Raw genomic sequence first — 19714 nt, forward strand, 5'->3', positions numbered from 1 at the left:
CGCTCCTGATTCCTATTTGAGAACGTAGATGACCAGGAAGAGCCCGATCCAGACGACGTCGACGAAGTGCCAGTAGTAAGACACCACAATGGCGCTGGTGGCCTCACGGTGGCCGAAGTGCTTGACCGCGAAGGCGCGGCCGATGACCAGGAGGAACGCGATCAGTCCGCCGGTCACGTGGATGCCGTGGAAACCGGTGGTGAGGTAGAAGGCCGAACCGTAGGCGTTGGAGGAGAGCGACACGTGCTCGGAAACGAGGGTGGCGTACTCGAAGATCTGCCCGGAGACGAAGATGGCGCCGAGCGCATAGGTGAGGATGAACCATTCGACCATGCCCCACTGGCTGGGCTTCCACCCGGTCGAACGGGACTGCAGACGTTCGGCGGCGAACACGCCGAACTGGCAGGTCACCGAGGATGCGACGAGGATCAAGGTGTTGGTCAGCGCGTACGGGAAGTTGTGCTTCGCGGTCTCGAACGCCCACAGCTCGGGGGAGGTCGACCTGAGCGTGAAGTAGATCGCGAAGAGCCCGGCAAAGAACATCACTTCGCTGCCCAGCCACACAATGGTGCCCACCGCTACGCTGTTGGGCCTGTTCACTATCGGCGTAGTCGCCGCATGAGTAATTGAGGTGCTCGTCACCCCTCCATTATGGCCGATATCCGCACAGGTTTTTCCCATTCTGGCGTGCCAGTCGTGCGATCGGCAGGGTTAGGCGGTCCTTACCACAGGTCGGGGGCCTGGGCGAAATCACCGTGGTTTCGGGGGAGCAGCGGCCTGCACTTAAGATTGTGCCTATGCTCGACTCCCAATCCTGGCCCAATGTCCTGACCGCACTCCTGAACGGCGAGGACCTGAGCGTGGCCGACGCGGCGTGGAGCATGGAGCAGGTCATGCTGGGTGAGGCGTCGAATGCCCAGATCGCCGCGTTCCTGGTGGCGCTGTCCGCCAAGGGGGAGACGGTCGACGAGATCGTCGGCTTCCGGGATGCCATCCTCGACCACGCTGTGCCGCTGCGCGTTGACCCCATGGCCCTGGACATCGTCGGTACCGGCGGGGACCGGTTCGGCACCGTCAACGTGTCGACCATGTCGTCGATCGTGTGCGCCGCCGCCGGTGTCCCGGTGATCAAACACGGCAACCGGGCGGCCAGTTCCGCATCCGGCTCCTCCGACGTGCTGGCGGCGCTGGGCATCGACCTGACGCTGTCCGCTGACGCGGTGGCCGAGATCCTGGCCAGGACGGGCATCACTTTCGCCTACGCGGCGGCCTTTCATCCCGGATTCCGGCACGCCTCGGTGACCCGCGCCGAGCTCGGCATCCCGACGGTGTTCAACTACCTGGGTCCGCTCTGCAACCCGGCGCGGCCGGAGGCATCCGCTGTGGGCGTGGCCAGCCTCGACCGGATTCCGTTGTTCGTCGGCGTGTTCCAGACGCGCGGTGCCACGGCGCTGGTGTTCCGTGGCGACGATGGTCTCGACGAACTCACCACCACCGGGCACAGCCACGTCTGGGAGGTCTCCCGGGGGCTCGTCACCGAACACGACATCGAGCCGCGCGACCTCGGGATCGCCCGGGCGAAGATGAGCGACCTGGTCGGCGGTGACGCGGCGCACAACGCCGCCGTCGTGCGATCCGTGCTGGCCGGCCAGGACGGGCCGGTCAGGGACATCGTGTTGCTCAATGCGGCGGCCGGGCTGGTCGCCTATGAGCTGGCGAACAACCCGGCCCAGGTGCAGGTTGCGATCCTCGACCGGTTCCGCGCGAAGATGGCCGTGGCCGCCGAGACGATCGACTCGGGGGCGGCCACGGCCAAGCTCGCACAGTGGGTCGACGCGTCGAAAGCGAAGCCCCTGCAGTAGCGGGACTCAGACCACGTCTTTGTCGACCCAGTCGAAGGTCTTGGTGACGGCCTTCTTCCAGTTGCGCAGCTGACGGTCGCGCTCGTCGTCATCCATCTGCGGTGTCCACCGGCTGTCCTCCTGCCAGTTGTGGCGCAGGTCGTCCAGGTCGCTCCAGAAGCCAACGGCCAGGCCCGCCGCGTACGCTGCGCCGAGCGCCGTGGTCTCAGCCACGACCGGGCGGATCACCGGGACGCCGAGGATGTCGGCCTGGAACTGCATCAGGGTGTTGTTGGCGATCATTCCGCCGTCCACCTTCAGCTCGGTCAGCGGCACACCCGAATCGGCGTTCACCGCGTCGAGCACCTCACGGGTCTGGAAGGCTGTCGCCTCCAGTGCGGCCCGCGCGATGTGGCCCTTGTTCACGAACCGGGTCAGCCCCACCAGCGCTCCGCGGGCATCCGAGCGCCAATACGGAGCGAACAGGCCGGAGAACGCGGGGACGAAGTACGCGCCGCCGTTGTCGTCGACGGTCTTGGCCAGTTCCTCGATCTCCGGTGCTGAACTGATCAGGCCCAGGTTGTCGCGCAGCCACTGCACCAGCGACCCGGTCACCGCGATGGAGCCTTCCAGCGCGTAGTGCGGCTTGGCGTCGCCGAGCTTGTAGCCGAGAGTGGTGAGCAGCCCGTTCTTCGAGTGGATGATCTCCTCTCCGGTGTTGAAGATCAGGAAGTTGCCGGTGCCGTAGGTGTTCTTCGCTTCGCCCTGGTCGAACGCGGCCTGGCCGAACGTCGCGGCCTGCTGGTCGCCGAGGATGCCGGATATCGGCACCTCGCGGAGCAGGCTCGACGTGTGGGCGGTGCCGTAGACCTCGGAGGATGACCGGATCTGCGGCATCATGGACCTCGGCACGTTGAAGATGCCGAGGATCTCCTCGTCCCACTGCAGGGTCTCGAGGTCCATGAACAGGGTGCGGCTCGCGTTGGTGACGTCTGTCGCGTGCACGCCGCCGTCGACTCCGCCGGTGAGGTTCCACAGCACCCAGGCATCGGTGTTGCCGAACAGGAGGTTGCCGGCTTCTGCCTTCTCGCGGGCGCCCTCGACGTTCTCGAGGATCCAGACGATCTTGGTGCCCGAGAAGTAGGTGGCCAGGGGCAGGCCGACTTTCTGCTTGAACCGTTCGACGCCTCCGTCGGCGGCGAAGCGGTCGACGATCGGCTGGGTGCGGGTGTCCTGCCAGACGATGGCGTTGTACACCGGTTCGCCGGTGGTCTTGTCCCAGACCACCGCGGTCTCGCGCTGGTTGGTGATGCCGACCGCCTGGATGTTGTGCCGGGTGATGTTGGCCTTGGAGAGCGCCTGTCCGATCACCTCGCGGGTGTTGTCCCAGATCTCTTTGGGGTCGTGCTCGACCCAGCCGGCCTGGGGGAAGATCTGCTTGTGCTCCTTCTGGCCGCTCGAGACGATGGATCCGGACTTGTCGAAGATGATCGCCCGGCTGCTGGTCGTGCCTTGGTCGATCGCGAGAATGTAGTCAGTCATGATTTACCTCCTTGTACGTTGGTACGTGGTGACGCGCAGGGTCGAGCAGGAAGGGCCGGGCCTCAAGCGGCCCGGCCCTTCCTGCCGGTCAGGTGAGGACGGGCAGAAGCAGGAACGACGCCCAGCCGGCAAGGAGTCCGCCGATGACGGGCCCGGCGACCGGGACCCAGGAGTAAGCCCAGTCCGAGGAGCCCTTGCCCTTGATCGGCAGGATGAAGTGCGCGATGCGCGGGCCGAGGTCACGGGCGGGGTTGATCGCGTAGCCGGTCGGGCCACCGAGCGAGGTGCCGATCACGATAACCAGCAGTGCGACGGGGAGGGCACCGAGGGCCGCGAGGCCGCCGTCGCCCTGGCGCCCGCCGCCGAAGGCGATCACCACGAAGACCAGCACGAAGGTGCCGATGATCTCGGTGACCAGGTTCCAGCCGTAGGAACGGATCGCCGGTCCCGTGGAGAACACACCGAGTTTGTTCGCCGGCTCGGGTTCCGCGTCGAAGTGCTGCTTGTATGCCAACCAGACGACGACGGCGCCGAGGATCGCGCCGATCAGCTCACCGGCGATATAGACGAGCACTGAGATGACGTTCACCGGGACTCCGGAACCGAACTCGCTGGCCCCGGAGGCGACCAGGCCGAGCGTGACGGCCGGGTTCAGGTGGGCGCCGGAGTTGTAGGCGACGATGACACCGCAGAAGACCGCGAGGCCCCAGCCGATGTTCACCATCAGGAACCCGCCGCCGAGACCCTTGTTCTTGGCCAGCGCGACGTTTGCCACAACACCGCAACCGAGGAGCACAAGCATTGCCGTGCCCACGATCTCTGAGAGGAAGACGACTCCTATATTGTCCACGTTGACCTTTCCGTTGAGCCTTACGGGTGACTATGTGCGTACACCCTAGCGCTAGGACAAGACCGAGGGGAATGGCCTGTTTGCCGGGCGGGCTTTCCACCTATCGTCGGCGGCGTCTGGCCACTATGTTGGGCAGACAACCGCGGAGCGCGAAACGGCATTGTGTCGAACGGGGCGTTCCCCATCGATCGAAGGGTTAATCGTGAAGAAGCTCATCAACGATCCGAAGAACGTCGTGAACGAGGCCGTCGCGGGTTTTGAGGCGGCCCATTCAGACCTGGTGCGGGTCTCGCACGACCCGATCTACATTGTGCGAGCGGATGCCCCGGTTTCGGGCAAGGTCGGCATCGTCAGCGGCGGCGGCAGCGGGCACGAGCCCATGCACGGCGGACTGGTCGGACCGGGAATGCTCGACGCAGCGGTACCCGGCCCGGTTTTCACGTCGCCGACCCCGGACCCGATCCTCGCAGCGACGCAGGCGGTCAACGGCGGTGCCGGGGTGCTGCATATCGTGAAGAACTACACCGGTGATGTGCTGAACTTCGAGACCGCGGCCGACCTCGCCACGGCGGACGGGATCGAGGTGCGATCCGTCATTGTCAACGACGATGTCGCGGTCAAGGACTCCCTCTATACGGCCGGCCGCCGCGGGGTGGCAGGAACGGTGCTGGTCGAGAAGATCGCCGGCGCCGCCGCGGAACGCGGCGACGACCTCGAGGCCGTGGCCGCGGTCGCGGAGAAGGTGATCGGCCAGGTGCGGTCGATGGGTGTGGCGCTCACCCCGTGCGTCGTCCCGCACGCCGGTGAACCCAGTTTCACCCTGGCCGACGACGAGATCGAGATCGGCATCGGGATCCATGGCGAACCCGGCCGGGAACGGATCAAACTGGAACCGGCGGATGCCATCGTCGACCGGATCCTGGCGCCGGTCATCGACGACATCCCGTTCGCCTCCGGCGACGAGGTGCTCCTGTTCGTCAATGGCATGGGCGGCACTCCGCAGGTCGAGTTGTACATTGTATTTCGCCGCGCGGCCGAAGTCCTGGCGGAGAAGGGCATCGACGTCACGCGGAGCCTGGTCGGCAACTTCACCACCTCGCTGGAGATGCAGGGTGCCTCGATCACCGTGCTCAAACTCGACGATGAACTGACCGAACTGTGGGATGCCCCGGTTCACACTGCCGCACTGCGGTGGGGAAGGTAGAGGAGCCGGCATGGCTTTGGATGCAGCGTGGGCCACCGCGTGGGTGCGGAGAAGCGCGGAGGTGATCGCGGAACACCGGGTCGAGCTGATCACCCTCGACCGCGACATCGGCGACGGCGATCACGGTGAGAACATGGACCGCGGGTTCCAGGCGGTGCTGCCCAAGCTCGACGGCCTCGCCGAGGACGCCGTACCGTCCGACGTGCTGAAGCTCCTGGCGACGACGCTCATCTCCACCGTCGGAGGCGCCGCCGGGCCGTTGTACGGCACCGCCTACCTCAAGGCGGCGACGGCGATCAGCGGCGTCGCGGACCTCGACGGTGCTATGGTGGCCGCCCTGCTGGCCGCGGCCAGGGACGGGATCGTGCTGCGCGGCAAGGCTGAGCCCGGTGACAAGACCATGGTCGACGCGTGGACTCCGGCGGTGGCCGCCGCCGAGGCCGCAGCGCTTCAGGACGACGATCCGGAGGCGGTCCTCCGTGCTGCGGCCGATGCGGCCGCGGAGGGCGCCGTCGCAACCGAGCCCCTCGTGGCTCGTAAGGGGCGGGCCAGTTACCTCGGCGAACGTGCCATCGGACACCGCGATCCCGGGGCGCAGTCAACGGCGCTGCTGCTGCGGGCGGCAGCGGACACCGCGGCTGCCCGCGCCGGCGCGGGGGAGCGGTAGTGGCCGAAGCAGGCGGAGCCGCGGACGGCGCGTCGGCCCTGGTGGGCCTGGTCTTCGTCTCCCACAGTTCCAAGATCGCCGAGGGCCTGGTCGAACTCGCGCGCCAGATGGCCGGGGGCGTTGCCCTGGTCGCGGCCGGCGGCACCGACGAGGATGGCATCGGGACCAGTTTCGGCAAGGTGACCGCAGCGATCGCGGCGGCGGATGCCGGTCGCGGCGTGGTCGTGCTGTGTGACCTGGGATCGGCGATCCTCACCGCGGAGACGGCGCTGGACTTCCTTGACGACGTCATCCGCGAACGCGTGCTGATCGTCGATGCGCCGCTGGTGGAGGGGGGAGTGGCCGCCGCGGTGGCCGCCGAGACCGGCGGGGACCTGGCGGCGGTGGCGGCGGCCGCACGGACCGCGATACCCGCCGCGCCGGAGCCGGCCGGCGAACCAGCGGCATCCGCTCCGGGTGCGCCGGGGGCGGTGAGCCGCACGGTCACGCTCGTGAACAAGGACGGGCTGCATGCCCGGCCCGCCGCCGAGTTCGTCAAACTCGCCAGCACGTTCCCGGCCAAGGTCACCGTGAACGGCAAGGACGCCAAGAGTCTGCTCGGGATCATGTCGCTCGGGCTCACCAAAGGGAAGCTGGTCGAGATCGCCTCGCCTGATGCCGACGCCACGGCGGCGGTGAACGCCCTCGCCGACCTGATCGAGTCTGGCTTCGGCGAAGAGTAGGCGTGCGTTTGTGTCGTGACGAAAGCTCAGTTGCGGCGTATCGTGGGGGCATGGTTCAGGACAACAGGTCACAGGACGGCTCGTCTGGCGCCACCGGGCAGGGAAAGCGCCCGCGCGGCCACCTGTTCGAATGGGTCGAAGACAGGCTCAGGCCGGCGTTTGAGAATCCACAGCCGGGTACCTACGACGCCGGTGAGGTGGTGAAGGACGCCGACCAGCTCACCCGCTGCCCGGTCTGTGGGCGGCCCATGAGTGAGCACACCATCGACCACTCGAAATCGAATACGGTGCTCAACTGCCCGGTGCCGCACCCCGGCGCATGGGACAGGGACGCATTCGAGCCGGTCAACGAATTCGGCATGGTCATCCACGACAAGCCGGGGGAGTCCTGAGCCGGCTGCCGGCAGTCGTCCACTACGCTCGAACTGCGACCCACGGCGGTGGCACAGGGAGGCCGACCATGGCGGTGACGGGAATCGGCGGACTCTTCTTCCGCAGCGGCGATCCAGCCGCACGGGCGGCCTGGTATCGCGAGCACCTCGGCATCGACGCCGGTCATGACGCCATCTGGCAGCAGCAGGCCGGCATGACAGTGTTCACCCCCTTCCCGGCCGATTCCGACTATTTTGCGGCCGACCAGTCGTTCATGCTGAACCTCCGCGTCACCGAACTGGATGCGTTGGCCGAGCAGTTGGAGGCGGCGGGGATTGCTGTCGAGCGCCGGCCCGAGTGGGACACGACAGACTATGGCCGCTTCGTGCGCATCCACGACCCGGAAGGCCTGCCGATCGAACTGTGGGAACCCCCGGCGTCAGGCAACTGACCCGACATCGTCATGCCACAGCGGGCAGGGCGCCGAGGATTGTTTCGGTTGACGCAGGTGGTCGCCGTCGACACACTGGGCCCAAACCGGTAGAGTTTCCGGCGAACGTAACACGATTCGAGGAGGTGAGCCCGATGTACACACAGTCCACTCCGGGCGCTCCTTCGAGTTCACGATCGCGCGACTGACGTAGCCGTCGCGGGGAGCGCCGCACGCACTCCCAGAAAGCTACGACTATGAAACATTCTCTTCAGTTCAACTCGGAAAACCCCGCTTCCGATGTCCCTGAGCACCACTCCGGCACCGCCCTGGTCCTTGCCGGCGGGGGAGCGGCAGGCAATGCCTGGGAGCTCGGCCTGATCGCCGGACTGTCCGACGCCGGCGTCGATGTCACCGATGCCGACCTGATCATCGGGACATCGTCAGGATCGACGGTGGCAGCCCAGGTCACCAGCGGCGCGCGGCCGACCGAGCTGTATGCCGCCATTCTTGCAGAGGTGCCGAGGCCGCGCGGCGGAGGGCCAGGGTCCGGCAGGGGACGCGGACCGAGTCTCTCGGAGCCGAGCTATCTGGAATGGTCGGACGCGATCATCGGTGCGGCCGAGGACGCGTCAGACATGCGCCGCAGGATGGGTGCCGCCGCGCTCGAGATGGATGCGCCCGACGAGCCGGGCCAGCCCCGCTGGCGCGATATTGTCGCGGCTCGGCTTCCCAGCCACGACTGGCCGCAGCAGGCTGTGCTGATTGCGGCGGTCGACGCGCACACCGGGGAACCGGTGGTGTTCGACCGGCACAGCGGCATCGACCTGGTGGACGCCGTCGCTGCCAGCACCAGCAACGGCTTCGGAGGGCCATACCGGATCGGGGAGAACCGGTACCTCAACGGCGGTTATCGCCGCAGCGAGAACGCCGACCTGGCGGCCGGATACGGACGGGTGCTGGTGTTCTCGCCATTCGGCGGCAGGTCGCGGATGCCGCGGGGGTGGGGCATGGATCTTGCGACCCAGGTCACAGAGCTCCGCTCCGGGGGCAGCCGGGTGGAGACCGTCTTTCCGGACGCCGGTGCGGGTGACGTGTTCAACGCCAACGCGTTGGATCCGTCAACACGTCTGCCGGCCGCACGAGGAGGCTTCGACCAGGGCCGCGCCCTCGCCGGGCAGCTCAGCGAGTTCTGGCACACGGCATGACGGCAGTCGAGACGAGAGTTCACTCGACTTGACATAATGTGCATTATCGGTCACTTGTGGAGGTCCGCTTGTCGTGTGGGGCGACCGGCGATGACCGGCGGAACAGGCCGGAGTTCATCCGCTGCCCAGCTGCCCCTGCCGCGCCCGCCGGCACGTGGTGCCACGGCGCCGGCGCGCGCACGGAACTCGTCGTTTACTCGCGCGCGCCATCGCTATTCAGTGTTACTATCTAGTGGTAGTCAGTGACGCTGAGTAGTTGGAGGACCGTCGTATGGGAAAGCAGATGACCGAGATGCTCAAGGGCACTCTCGAGGGCATCGTCGTCGCGATCCTGGCCGTGCGGCCGGCATACGGCTACGAGATCACGGCGCGGCTGCGGGATGAGGGATTCTCCGACATCGTCGAGGGCACCGTCTATGCGCTGCTGGTGCGGATCGAGCAGCGCGGCCTCGTCGACGTGGCGAAGGTCCCGTCCGAGAAGGGACCGCCGCGCAAGGTCTACTCGCTGAACGCATTCGGCGTCGACTACCTCGAGGAGTTCTGGACGAGCTGGACCTTCCTTGCCGGCCGGATCGAACAGCTCCACCACCACATCGAACACCCGCAGGAAGAAGGAGAGTAATCATGGCCGCACGATGGATCGAACAGGTCACCGGCTCGTTCGACGACAAGAAACGCTGGCGCCAGTACAAGGCACGCAAGGAACAACTCCCCCCGAGCTACCGCACGGCGATCGACGGACTCGAGCGATATTTCATGTACGCCGGGTCGATCGTCAAGGGGGATGTCATCGTGCAGATGCTGGAAGACCTCGCTGACCTGATCGAGCGGGCCGCTGTCGACGGGACCCCGATCCGCGACATCGTCGGGGACGACCCGGTGGAGTTCGCGGACACCTTCATCGAGAACTACTCCGACGGCCAGTGGATCAACAAGGAGCGCAAGCGCCTGACCGACGCCATCGACCAGGCCGCCGGCAACGACGTGTAGAACAACCCCAGATCGGAGAACCGGACATGACCACCGGACACGCCCTCCAACCCGCGATCCGGGTGCAGGGCATCGAGAAGTCCTTCACGGACGTGCACGTGCTGCGGGGGGTCGACCTGGAAGTGAGGGCGGGGAGCATCTTCGCACTTCTCGGCTCCAACGGCGCAGGCAAGACCACCCTGGTGCGGATCCTGTCGACCCTGCTGAAGGCCGACGCGGGCAGCGCCACGGTCCACGGCTTCGACGTCGCAACGCAGCCCTGCGACGTGCGCGAGTCGATCAGCCTGACCGGCCAGTTCGCCGCGGTCGATGACGTGCTCAGCGGCCGGGAGAACCTGCTGCTGGTCGCCAGGTTGCGTCACCTGGAGCACCGGGGTGCGATCGTCGACGACCTTCTCTCCCGTTTCTCGCTCACCGAGGCGGGGAACCGCAAGGCGTCGACGTATTCGGGCGGCATGCGACGCCGACTCGACATCGCGATGAGCCTGGTCGGCAACCCGCCGGTCATCTTCCTCGACGAGCCGACAACAGGGCTCGACCCCCAGGCGCGCATCGAGGTCTGGCAGACCGTCAAGCGGCTGGCCGGCCAGGGCACGACGGTGCTGCTCACCACGCAGTACCTCGACGAGGCGGAGCAGCTCGCCGACCGCATCGCGATCCTGCACCAGGGCACGATCATCCAGAACGGCACCCTCGCCGAACTCAAGCGCCTACTCCCCCCCGCCACGGTCGAATACATCGAGAAGCAGCCCTCCCTCGAGGACGTCTTCCTCGCCCTCGTCGGTAGCGACCAGACCGACGACACGGTCCCGGCACGAAAGGAACTCCGATGACCACCCACGTCCTCGCCGACACCAGCGTCCTGACCGGCCGCTCGCTGCGCCACATCCTCCGCAGCCCCGACACCATCATCACCACCGCAGTCACCCCGATCGCGCTGATGCTGCTGTTCGTGTACGTGTTCGGCGGCGCCATCACAACCGGATCCGACGAGTCATATGTCAACTACCTGCTCCCCGGCATCCTGCTCATCACGATCGCGTCCGGCGTCGCATACACCGCGTACCGGCTGTTCCTCGATATGCAGGGCGGCATCTTCGAACGCTTCCAGTCCATGCCGATCGCGAGGTCCAGCGTGCTCTGGGCGCACGTGCTCACCTCCCTGGTCGCGAACCTGGTCGCCGTCGCGGTCGTTATCGGCGTCGCAGTGATCATGGGATTCCGGAGCGGGGCATCAGTTGCCGCCTGGCTCGCCGTCGCCGCCATCCTGATCCTGTTCACCCTCGCGCTGACCTGGATCGCCGTGATCGCCGGGCTGTCCGCGAAGACCATCGACGGCGCGAGCGCGTTCAGCTACCCGCTGATCTTCCTGCCCTTCATCAGCTCAGCGTTCGTGCCCACTGACTCGATGCCCGGCCCCGTCGCCTGGTTCGCCGAGAACCAGCCGGTGACCTCCGTGGTGAACACCATCCGCGCCCTGTTCACGGAGGGACCCGTCGGCGGTGACATCTGGATCGCCCTCGCCTGGCTGGTCGGCATCCTGGTCGTCGCATACGCGTTCGCGATCGCCGGCTACCGGCGCAAGATCAGCTGAGGCCCATCGTTAGCACGGCTCAGGCGCCCACATACGCCGCGAGATGCTCCCCGGTGAGGGTGGAGCGGGCGGCGACGAGCTCGGCGGGCGTGCCCTCGAAGACGACCCGGCCGCCGTCGTGACCGGCGCCGGGACCGAGGTCGATGATCCAGTCGGCGTGCGTCATCACGGCCTGGTGGTGCTCGATCACGATGACTGACTTACCGGAGTCGACGAGGCGGTCGAGGAGCCGGAGCAACTGCTCCACATCCGCGAGGTGCAGTCCGGTGGTCGGCTCGTCCAGCACGTACACCCCGCCCTTCTCCCCCATGTGCGTTGCCAGTTTCAGCCGTTGCCGTTCGCCGCCGGACAGGGTGGTGAGCGGCTGCCCGATGTTGAGGTAGCCGAGCCCGACGTCGGAGAGCCGGTCGAGGATGGCGTGCCCCGCCGGTGTTCGTGCCTCACCGGTCCGGAAGAACTCCTCCGCCTCGGTGACCGACATCGCGAGCACCTCGGCAATGTTGCGCCCGCCGAGTCGGTACTCCAGCACTGATGCCTGGAACCGTTTTCCCTCACACTCCTCGCAGAGGGTGGCGACGGTGTCCATGAAGCCCAGGTCGGTGTAGATCATCCCGGCACCGTTGCAGGTGGGGCAGGCGCCTTCCGAGTTGGCACTGAAGAGTGCCGGCTTCACCCCGTTGGCTTTCGCGAACGCCTTGCGGATCGGCTCGAGCAGTCCGGTGTAGGTGGCGGGGTTGCTGCGCCGTGAACCCTTGATCGCGCCCTGGTCGATCGACACGACCCCGTCCCGTCCCGACACCGAGCCGTGGATCAGCGAGCTCTTGCCTGAGCCGGCCACACCGGTGACCACGACGAGCACCCCGAGCGGCACATCGACGTCGACACCCTGCAGGTTGTGTTCATTCGCGCCGCGGATCTCCAGGGTGTCGGTGGGCCGGCGGACACTCGCCTTGACGGTGGCCCGGTAGTCCAGGTGCCGGCCGGTGAGGGTGCCGCTGGCCCGCAGGCCGTCGAGGGTGCCCTCGTAGCAGATGCTGCCGCCGGCGGCGCCGGCGCCCGGCCCCAGGTCGATGACATGGTCGGCGATCGCGATCGCCTCTGGTTTGTGCTCGACGACGAGCACCGTGTTGCCCTTGTCGCGCAGCTGAAGCAGCAGTTTGTTCATCCGCTGGATGTCGTGCGGGTGCAGGCCGATCGTCGGCTCGTCGAAGACGTAGGTGATGTCGGTCAGGGACGAGCCGAGGTGGCGGATCATCTTGGTGCGTTGCGCTTCCCCGCCGGAGAGGGTGCCGGAGGGACGGTCGAGCGACAGGTACCCCAGACCGATGTCGACGAAAGAGTCGAGAGCCTGCTGCAGGGTGGCGAGGAGCGGCGCGACCGACGGTTCAGCCAGGCCCCGCACCCACTCGGCCAGGTCGCTGATCTGCAGGGCGCAGGCGTCGGCGATGTTGAGTCCGCCGACCCGGGACGACCTGGCGCCCTCGCTGAGCCGGGTGCCGCCGCAGTCCGGGCAGGCGACGAAGGTGACGGCGCGCTCCACGAATGTTCGGATGTGGGACTGCATCGCCTCCTTGTCCTTGGCGAGCATCGACTTCTGGATCTTGGGGATCAGCCCCTCATAGGTCATATTGATCCCCTGCAGCTTGACCTTCGTGGGCGCCTTGTGCAGGAAGTCGTGCAGCTCGGTGTCGCTGTAGTCACGGATCGGCTTGTTCGGGTCGAGGAATCCGGATTCGCTGAAGATCCGCACCATCCACCCGTCCGCGCTGTACCCGGGAATGGTGATCGCGCCGCCGGCGAGCGACTTGCTGTCGTCGTACAGTTCGGCGAGGTCGATGTCGGAGACAGTGCCCATGCCCTCGCAGCGGGGGCACATTCCGCCGGTGAGGGTGTACGTCTTCCGGACCGTCTCGCCCTTTCCTTCGCCCCGAGCGACCGTGATGGCGCCGGATCCCGTGACCGACGGCACATTGAACGAGAATGCGTTGGACGACCCGATGTGCGGCTGTCCGAGCTTGCTGAACAGGATGCGCAGGAGGGCGTTGGCGTCGGTGGCCGTGCCGAGGGTGGAGCGTACGTTGGCGCCCATCCGCTCCTGGTTGACGATGATCGCCGTGGTCAGTCCGTCCAGCACATCGACGTCTGGCCTGGCCATCGACGGCATGAAGGTCTGCACGAACGTGCTGTAGGTCTCGTTGATCATGCGCTGCGATTCTGCGGCGATCGTGGCGAACACCAGCGAACTCTTGCCCGACCCGGAAACGCCGGTGAACACCGTCAGCCGGCGCTTCGGGATCTCGAGGCTGACATCCTTGAGGTTGTTCTCCCGCGCGCCTTGCACGCGGATCAGATCGTGGCTGTCGGCAACGTGCGTGTTGGCGGTCGGCGCAATGCTCATTGTGGCTCCATCTGTGACACGGTTTCTGTGACGCGGCATCGGTGACGCTGCATTGCCTCCCCGGTTGCGCTCGGCTACGCCTGGACCAATCTAAGCAGCAGACCGGCGCGGGAGTTCGCGCTTCTCGATTCCTGCTCGGGCTCACTCACCGCGGCCGCTCCGGTCCTGGGCGGCGCGAACGCTGGCCTGACCGTGGCGATCGTGCTCGGCATCATGGTGCTGGTGTGGCCCTCGGCAACCGTCAGCCTGGTTGCGATCCTCGTCGGGCTGTACTTCCTGGTCAGCGGGGCCATCAGGCTCGGCCGCGGAGTCTTCATGAAGGGGGGCACCATCGGCGGCCGGGTTCTCGGGATCCTGCTCGGCGTGCTGCTGGTCGTGACCGGGATCGTCGCGATCCGGAATCCGCTGAACACCCTGGTGGTCCTCGGACTGGTGATCGGGATCTCGTGGATCGTCGAAGGGGTGGGCGCGATTGTCGAGACCGCACCCGATTCCAGCAAGTGGTTCGAAACGCTGTTCGGAGCCATCAGCGTTGTGGCCGGGATCGTCGTGCTGCTGTCGCCGTTGGACGGGGTGGCCATCCTGGCGGTCATCGCCGGCATCTTCCTCGTGGTGTCCGGCATCATGCAGGTGGTTCAGGCCTTCACTCTCGGGGCGTTCCCGGGGACAGTCCTCCGCCATCCGCGACGCGGCACCCGCCCGCTGAGCGGGGTCAGCGGGCGTTGAAGCCGGTGGTGTCCCCCACGTAACGCGTGTTGTTCGCGGGGACCGGCTCGACGGCAGCCAGGGCGATTTCGGCCGCGAACTCGCTCACGTTGTACAGCTTGCCGGCCGCGTCCTTCCGGGCGCTGATGGCGCCGGGGTTCGCGCGCTCGAGCAGCGTGGCCGTGATCGTTCCCTCGATCATGTCACCGGAGACGACGACAAACCTGATCCCCTTCGCGTCCAGTTCGGGGATCATGGCACGGAGTGCGTCCTCGCCGGCGCGCTTGCTGCGAGCGACCGGTTCGTACTCCGGCATCGTCGGGGTGGTCTCGATGAAATGCGCCTGATGGCTGGTCACGAACACGACCCGGGCATCCGCTGAGAGCAACGGAACAGCCATGGTCAGCAGGTCGACCTGCGCGTCCCGGTTGAGCTGCATGGCGTAGTCGGCCGCCATGCCGCTCTCCATCCCCCCTGACGCGTTCATCACCAGGATGTCGAGTCCGCCGTACTCAGCGGTGATGGTGTCGAACATCCGCTGCACCGACTCAGGGTCGGTGAGGTCGGCGCCGACGGTGATGGCCACTCCCCCGGCCGCGGTGATCGAGTCGGCGAGCTTCTGCGCCCTGGCCGCCTTGTTCCGGTAGTTGATGACCACGCGCGCGCCCGCGGCGGCGAAGTAGCCGACGGTGTCAGCGCCGATGCCACGGGACGAGCCGGTGACCAGTACACGCTGTCCGTCGAGCGATCCTGCGGCGAGTGGGTTGGTCACGCGTGCTCCTTCAGTCGGTGGTTCTCGCAGACGACACTACCAATAAGGCAGTGCGCCACCTGATAGCTTCAAGGATGAACGACGAGCAAAGGGGAACACGTGGATGCTTTCGTGACCGACTACGGCTGGATCGTCTGGCTGGTGCTCATCCTGTTGTTCGTGACCATCGAAATGGTCACCCTCGAGTTGACCTTCCTCATGATCGCCCTGGGCAGTGTGGGCGGCCTCGTCTCCGGGTTGCTCGGCGCCCCCTGGTGGCTGGAGCTGCTCATCGCCGCCGCTTTGTCGGTTGTCCTCCTCTTCGGAATCAAGCCACCCCTGCTCCGGGCGCTCAAGCGCGGCGGCGACCCCTCGCGCAGTAATGTGGACGCGCTGCTGGGCATCGACGGCCATGTCGTGCGCTCACTCGACACCTCCGGCGGCCAGGTTCGACTCTCCAACGGGGAAACCTGGACCGCTCGTCTCTCCCCTGTCACCGAACAACGCATCGTCGAACCCGGCGAACGCGTCCTGGTGACCGCAATCGAGGGAGCGACGGCCATCGTCGTCCCGGCTGAAAGGAACCCGCAATGACCGATGCAGGCCAGATCATCGCGACGGTGATTGTGATCGTCGTCGTCGTCATCCTGGTGATCTTCGTGATCGTCACGCTGTTCAAGGCGATCCGGATCATCCCGCAGGCCACCGCCGGCGTCGTCGAACGGCTGGGCCGATACCACAAGACGCTGACGCCGGGCCTCAACATCCTGATCCCCTTCATCGACCGGCTCCGGCCGCTCATCGACCTGCGCGAGCAGGTCATCACGTTCCCTCCGCAGCCCGTCATCACCGAAGACAACCTCGTCGTCTCCATCGACACGGTGGTCTACCTGCAGGTGACGGATGCCCGCGCCGCGACGTACGAGATCCAGAACTACCTCATCGGCGTGGAGCAGCTCGCCACGACGACCCTCCGCAACGTGGTCGGCGGGCTCAACCTCGAGGAGACGCTGACCAGCCGCGATGCGATCAACGGCAAGCTGCGGATCGTGCTCGATGAGGCGACCGGCAAATGGGGAATCCGTGTCGGCCGTGTGGAATTGAAGGCCATCGACCCGCCCCACTCGATCCAGGACGCGATGGAGAAGCAGATGCGCGCCGAGCGCGACCGGCGCGCCGTCATCCTCACGGCTGAAGGCACGAAGCAGTCGGCGATCCTCAACGCCGAAGGCGCCAGGCAGGCGGCGATCCTGTCGGCGGAGGGTGACGCCCGGGCCGCTGTGCTGCGTGCCGAGGGTGAGGCATCCGCCATCACCACCGTGTTCCAGGCGATCCACGCCGGCGACCCGGATCCCAAGCTGCTGGCCTACCAGTACCTGCTGACCCTGCCGAAACTGGCGGAGGGAAGTGCGAACAAACTCTGGATCGTGCCGAGCGAACTGACAGAGGCGATGAAGGGCATCGGCCGGGCGTTCGGGCCCGCCCCGGTCCCCGGCGAGCACGTTCCATCGCCCGGAGCCGCACCCGCTGCGCCGCCCTCGGCCCCGCCCGCCGCACCCCTGGAGTAATCGCGGCTCGTGCCCTCCGACGCGGAATCCGCATTCCTCGCGACCTCCCGGCCGCGAGTGTTGGCGCACCGCGGCTTGGCGGTCGATGCGCCGGAGAACACGCTGCTGGCCTTCCTCTCCGCGCTGTCACACGGTGCGACCCACCTGGAAACGGATGTCCACCTGTCGTTGGACGGGGTCCCGGTACTCAGCCACGACCCCGACCTCACCCGGCTGGGCGGTCGCACGGTGCGGATCGACCAGCTCACCATGGCCGAACTCAGGCGCATCGACCTGGGCGGCGGCCAGGCGTTCGCCTCGCTCGCCGAAGCGCTCGACGCCTTTCCCGACGCGCGCTTCAACATCGACGTCAAGTCTGACGCGGCCCCGGAGGCCACGGCCGCGGCACTCATCAAGGCCAGGGCGATCCCCCGGGTGCTGGTGACCTCATTCTCCGAGCGGCGGCGACGACGCACCGTCGACCTGCTCCCCCACGTGGCCACCTCGCCATCCGCTGCGGTCCTCAGGTCCGTGATACCGGCGGCCGCACTGCACGCCGACTCCGCGGTGCGGCGTGGCCTGGCCGGCTTCGCCGCGGTGCAGGTTCCGGAACGGGTCAGGAGCGTGCGGATCGTGACGCCGCGGTTCGTCGACGCGGTGCATGCGGCCGGCGTGGAGGTTCACGTCTGGACCGTGAACGAGCCGGATGCGATGACCCGGCTCCTCGACCTCGGCGTGGACGGCCTCGTCACCGACCGCTGCGATGTCGCCGCGGCCCTGATCGCCGGACGCGGCTGAGCCTGTGAGTTCTCTCCGAGAACGGGCGTAACGGAAAGAGAACGCCCAGCTTGATGGTTTACAACTGGGAGTGCATCGCGAGAGGAGACCACACGATGGCGGATCGCAGTTTGCGTGGGATGAGATTGGGCGCACAAAGCCTGCAGAGCGAAGAGGGCGTCACCTTCTCACCACGAGTCAGTCACACCTACCTGTGTGCCACGTGCGGACGTGAAACAGTCATGGTCTTCTCGGCGGAGGCCGAAGCGCCTGACGAATGGGAATGCAAGTACTGCGCCCACACCGCCACCCGGCTCGTCGACTCGAAGCCGGTGATCGTCGATCACTCGGACGAGAAGATCGCCCGCACCCACTGGGACATGCTGCTGGAACGCCGCACCAGGGCCGAGCTTGAAGAGTTGCTCGAGGAACGCCTCAGCGTGCTGCGCGCCCGTCGCGGCCAGCACAAGATCGGCGCCTGAACCGGCGCTTCACCAGACGACCACCGGCGCCAGCGCGGACTTCGACTCGAAGTCGGCTGGCGTCGGCTGTATCCGGAGGCGACGGGCGGGGCGGCGTGGCAGAGCGGTTTACCGCATCCGGCGGGCGCTGAACGCGCACAGCAGGAACCCGGCCAGGCCGAGGCCGGAGACCAGCCATTCCAGGCCGCGTCCGACCGCCATGGCCGGGGTGACCGTGTCGCTCAGCGGCACCGTCTGCACCATCGCACCCGGAACCCAGGTCGGCAGGTCGTCCAGCGTTTCGCCGTCCGGGGTGATGATGGCGCTGGAGCCGACGGTGGAGATGTTGACCACGGTGCGGCCCGCCTCGATCGCCCGGAGCCTGGCGATCGCCAGTTGCTGCACGCTCTCGTCGGTGTGCCCGAAGTCCGCGTTGTTGGTCTGCGCCAGGACGATGTTGGCGTGGCCGTCGACCATCTCCTTGACCAGTTGGTCGTCGGCGATGTCGAAGCAGATGGCGATTCCGGCCTGGATCGCACCGATGTCGAACACGTTGCTGCGGGTGCCGATGGAGTAGTCCCGCGCGATCAGGTCGATCAGCTGCGGCGCGAACGGCCGCCAGAATGCCCGATCGGGCATGTACTCGGCGAACGGCACCGGATGCACCTTGTCGTACCAGTCGACGGCGCCCTTCCCCGCCTCCCACAGCAGCGACGTGTTGTAGAAGGACCCGCCCCTGGCGGTGATGGTTCCGGCGACCACCGGCGCTTTCATCGCCTCGGAGATGTAGTCGAGCACCGTGGCGGCCTGGGGGAACCGGGTCGGATCGATGTCGGAGGCGTTCTCCGGCCAGACCACGAGGTCGACGTCCTCCCCGATCAGCGGCAGGGTCGCGGAGGTGTGGTCGTTCAGGATCTGCCCCGGCGAGTACTGGGCGAACAAACCGGCGTCTGACGCCCCCTGCACCGCGGCAATCCGTGCGGTTCCGGACGACAGGGTCGGCCAGGCGGGCACCACCAGCAAGGCGGCGACGGCCGCGACCCCGATCGCGGTGCGGGTGAACGCCGCCAGTTCCGGCTCCCGCAGCAGTTGCAGGCACAGGGCAGCCAGCCACACCATCAGGAAACTGAGCCCGGACATGCCAGCCCAGGCCACCAGCGAGTTGAACGGGCTCTCGGACTGGGAGATCGCCACCCGGCCCCAGGCGAACCCGCCGTACGGCCAGACCGCGGAGATCGCTTCCCGGGCGGTCCACAGGCCGGCCACCACGACCGGCACCATCCCGAGCCGGCCGAGTGGTGTCGGCCACAGTGCCGGGCCCACCCGCAGGACCACGCCGACCAGGCACATTCCGACCGCGAAGAACAGTGACTCCAGTACCGCCAGCGCCAGCCACGGCACGGGCCCGAGGTACAGGGTGAGCCAGCTGATGTGGATCAGCCAGAACGACAACCCGGCAACCCAACCGACAAGCAGCCCGGTCCAGGTGCCACGGCCGACCAGGGCCAGCAGCATCAGCGCGACGCCGACCGGTCCGAGCACCCACCAGCCACGATCAGGGAAACCACCGTCGAGGATCGCGCCGGCGCCGGCCGCGAGCAGTACGGATGCCCACAGCGGCATATTCAGTCGCCAGGGTCCCGGGTGTGTCACCC

22 protein-coding genes are annotated in these 19714 nt (G+C 67.0%); 16 read left to right on the plus strand and 6 right to left on the minus strand.

The window, feature by feature from the left end; genetic code table 11:
- Nucleotides 1-12: 12 nt before the first annotated feature.
- Nucleotides 13-681, minus strand: a complete 669-nt coding sequence (ctaE, locus tag AB4Y94_RS12985) for an aa3-type cytochrome oxidase subunit III (RefSeq protein WP_441728251.1) — start codon at nt 679-681, stop codon at nt 13-15.
- 116 nt (nt 682-797) lie between these two features.
- Between ctaE and trpD the strand changes: the two genes are divergently transcribed.
- Nucleotides 798-1862 (plus strand): anthranilate phosphoribosyltransferase, encoded by a 1065-nt coding sequence (gene trpD, locus AB4Y94_RS12990; protein WP_441728252.1) that lies wholly within the window; start codon nt 798-800, stop codon nt 1860-1862.
- A gap of 6 nt (nt 1863-1868) precedes the next feature.
- On the opposite strand, the gene glpK is transcribed toward trpD, so the two are convergent.
- Entirely contained in the window at nt 1869-3383 is a 1515-nt protein-coding gene (gene glpK, locus AB4Y94_RS12995; protein ID WP_441728253.1) for a glycerol kinase GlpK, read from the minus strand.
- Between the two features lie 88 nt (nt 3384-3471).
- Nucleotides 3472-4185, minus strand: coding sequence for an MIP/aquaporin family protein (locus AB4Y94_RS13000; RefSeq protein WP_441728346.1), 714 nt, complete (start codon nt 4183-4185; stop codon nt 3472-3474).
- Nucleotides 4186-4435: 250 nt separating this feature from the next.
- Between AB4Y94_RS13000 and dhaK the strand changes: the two genes are divergently transcribed.
- The 10 genes from dhaK to AB4Y94_RS13050 all read left to right on the plus strand — a co-directional run bounded on the left by dhaK (nt 4436) and on the right by AB4Y94_RS13050 (nt 11420).
- Entirely contained in the window at nt 4436-5437 is a 1002-nt protein-coding gene (gene dhaK / locus AB4Y94_RS13005) for a dihydroxyacetone kinase subunit DhaK (protein ID WP_441728254.1), read from the plus strand.
- 10 nt (nt 5438-5447) lie between these two features.
- Nucleotides 5448-6104: a dihydroxyacetone kinase subunit DhaL gene (gene dhaL, locus AB4Y94_RS13010; RefSeq protein ID WP_441728255.1), complete on the plus strand. Its 657-nt coding sequence runs from the start codon at nt 5448-5450 to the stop codon at nt 6102-6104.
- Complete coding sequence (dhaM, locus tag AB4Y94_RS13015) at nt 6104-6826, plus strand: dihydroxyacetone kinase phosphoryl donor subunit DhaM (protein WP_441728256.1); 723 nt, start codon at nt 6104-6106, stop codon at nt 6824-6826. The genes dhaL and dhaM overlap by 1 nt, the downstream gene beginning before the upstream one ends.
- A 50-nt stretch (nt 6827-6876) precedes the next feature.
- A complete protein-coding gene (locus tag AB4Y94_RS13020) occupies nt 6877-7218 on the plus strand; it encodes a hypothetical protein (protein ID WP_441728257.1) in 342 nt (113 codons plus the stop codon).
- A gap of 68 nt (nt 7219-7286) precedes the next feature.
- Nucleotides 7287-7649 carry a VOC family protein gene (locus AB4Y94_RS13025; protein WP_441728258.1) on the plus strand — a complete coding sequence of 121 codons (363 nt, stop codon included), beginning with the start codon at nt 7287-7289 and terminating at the stop codon, nt 7647-7649.
- A 236-nt stretch (nt 7650-7885) separates the two neighbouring features.
- Nucleotides 7886-8836: a patatin-like phospholipase family protein gene (locus tag AB4Y94_RS13030; RefSeq protein ID WP_441728259.1), complete on the plus strand. Its 951-nt coding sequence runs from the start codon at nt 7886-7888 to the stop codon at nt 8834-8836.
- A 271-nt stretch (nt 8837-9107) separates the two neighbouring features.
- Entirely contained in the window at nt 9108-9458 is a 351-nt protein-coding gene (locus tag AB4Y94_RS13035; protein WP_441728260.1) for a PadR family transcriptional regulator, read from the plus strand.
- 2 nt (nt 9459-9460) lie between these two features.
- Nucleotides 9461-9826, plus strand: a complete 366-nt coding sequence (locus AB4Y94_RS13040; protein ID WP_441728261.1) for a DUF1048 domain-containing protein — start codon at nt 9461-9463, stop codon at nt 9824-9826.
- 26 nt (nt 9827-9852) lie between these two features.
- Nucleotides 9853-10659 carry an ABC transporter ATP-binding protein gene (locus AB4Y94_RS13045; protein ID WP_441728262.1) on the plus strand — a complete coding sequence of 269 codons (807 nt, stop codon included), beginning with the start codon at nt 9853-9855 and terminating at the stop codon, nt 10657-10659.
- Nucleotides 10656-11420 carry an ABC transporter permease gene (locus AB4Y94_RS13050; protein ID WP_441728263.1) on the plus strand — a complete coding sequence of 255 codons (765 nt, stop codon included), beginning with the start codon at nt 10656-10658 and terminating at the stop codon, nt 11418-11420. The genes AB4Y94_RS13045 and AB4Y94_RS13050 overlap by 4 nt, the downstream gene beginning before the upstream one ends.
- A gap of 19 nt (nt 11421-11439) precedes the next feature.
- Here AB4Y94_RS13050 and AB4Y94_RS13055 read toward each other — a convergent pair whose 3' ends face one another.
- Entirely contained in the window at nt 11440-13818 is a 2379-nt protein-coding gene (locus AB4Y94_RS13055; RefSeq protein WP_441728264.1) for an ATP-binding cassette domain-containing protein, read from the minus strand.
- Nucleotides 13819-14010: 192 nt separating this feature from the next.
- Between AB4Y94_RS13055 and AB4Y94_RS13060 the strand changes: the two genes are divergently transcribed.
- Nucleotides 14011-14544, plus strand: a complete 534-nt coding sequence (locus AB4Y94_RS13060) for an HdeD family acid-resistance protein (RefSeq protein ID WP_441728265.1) — start codon at nt 14011-14013, stop codon at nt 14542-14544.
- Here AB4Y94_RS13060 and AB4Y94_RS13065 read toward each other — a convergent pair.
- Complete coding sequence (locus AB4Y94_RS13065) at nt 14531-15295, minus strand: SDR family oxidoreductase (protein WP_441728266.1); 765 nt, start codon at nt 15293-15295, stop codon at nt 14531-14533. The genes AB4Y94_RS13060 and AB4Y94_RS13065 overlap by 14 nt on opposite strands.
- Nucleotides 15296-15394: 99 nt before the next feature.
- Here AB4Y94_RS13065 and AB4Y94_RS13070 point away from each other — a divergent pair, with 99 nt between their 5' ends.
- From AB4Y94_RS13070 to AB4Y94_RS13085, 4 genes are all read left to right on the plus strand, one after another.
- On the plus strand, nt 15395-15868 hold the full coding sequence (locus tag AB4Y94_RS13070) for an NfeD family protein (RefSeq protein WP_441728267.1): 474 nt from the start codon (nt 15395-15397) through the stop codon (nt 15866-15868).
- Nucleotides 15865-16842 carry an SPFH domain-containing protein gene (locus AB4Y94_RS13075; RefSeq protein WP_441728268.1) on the plus strand — a complete coding sequence of 326 codons (978 nt, stop codon included), beginning with the start codon at nt 15865-15867 and terminating at the stop codon, nt 16840-16842. The genes AB4Y94_RS13070 and AB4Y94_RS13075 overlap by 4 nt, the downstream gene beginning before the upstream one ends.
- 9 nt (nt 16843-16851) lie before the next feature.
- Nucleotides 16852-17619 (plus strand): glycerophosphodiester phosphodiesterase family protein, encoded by a 768-nt coding sequence (locus AB4Y94_RS13080; protein ID WP_441728269.1) that lies wholly within the window; start codon nt 16852-16854, stop codon nt 17617-17619.
- A 95-nt stretch (nt 17620-17714) separates the two neighbouring features.
- Nucleotides 17715-18080 (plus strand): RNA polymerase-binding protein RbpA, encoded by a 366-nt coding sequence (locus AB4Y94_RS13085; protein WP_441728270.1) that lies wholly within the window; start codon nt 17715-17717, stop codon nt 18078-18080.
- Between the two features lie 108 nt (nt 18081-18188).
- Here the strand turns inward: AB4Y94_RS13085 and lnt are convergent, their stop codons facing one another.
- Nucleotides 18189-19712, minus strand: coding sequence for an apolipoprotein N-acyltransferase (gene lnt / locus AB4Y94_RS13090; protein ID WP_441728271.1), 1524 nt, complete (start codon nt 19710-19712; stop codon nt 18189-18191).
- Between the last annotated feature and the right edge of the window lie 2 nt (nt 19713-19714).

Source organism: Glaciibacter sp. 2TAF33, assembly GCF_052114945.1.
In the GTDB taxonomy this organism is placed as follows: Bacteria; Actinomycetota; Actinomycetes; order Actinomycetales; family Microbacteriaceae; genus Cryobacterium.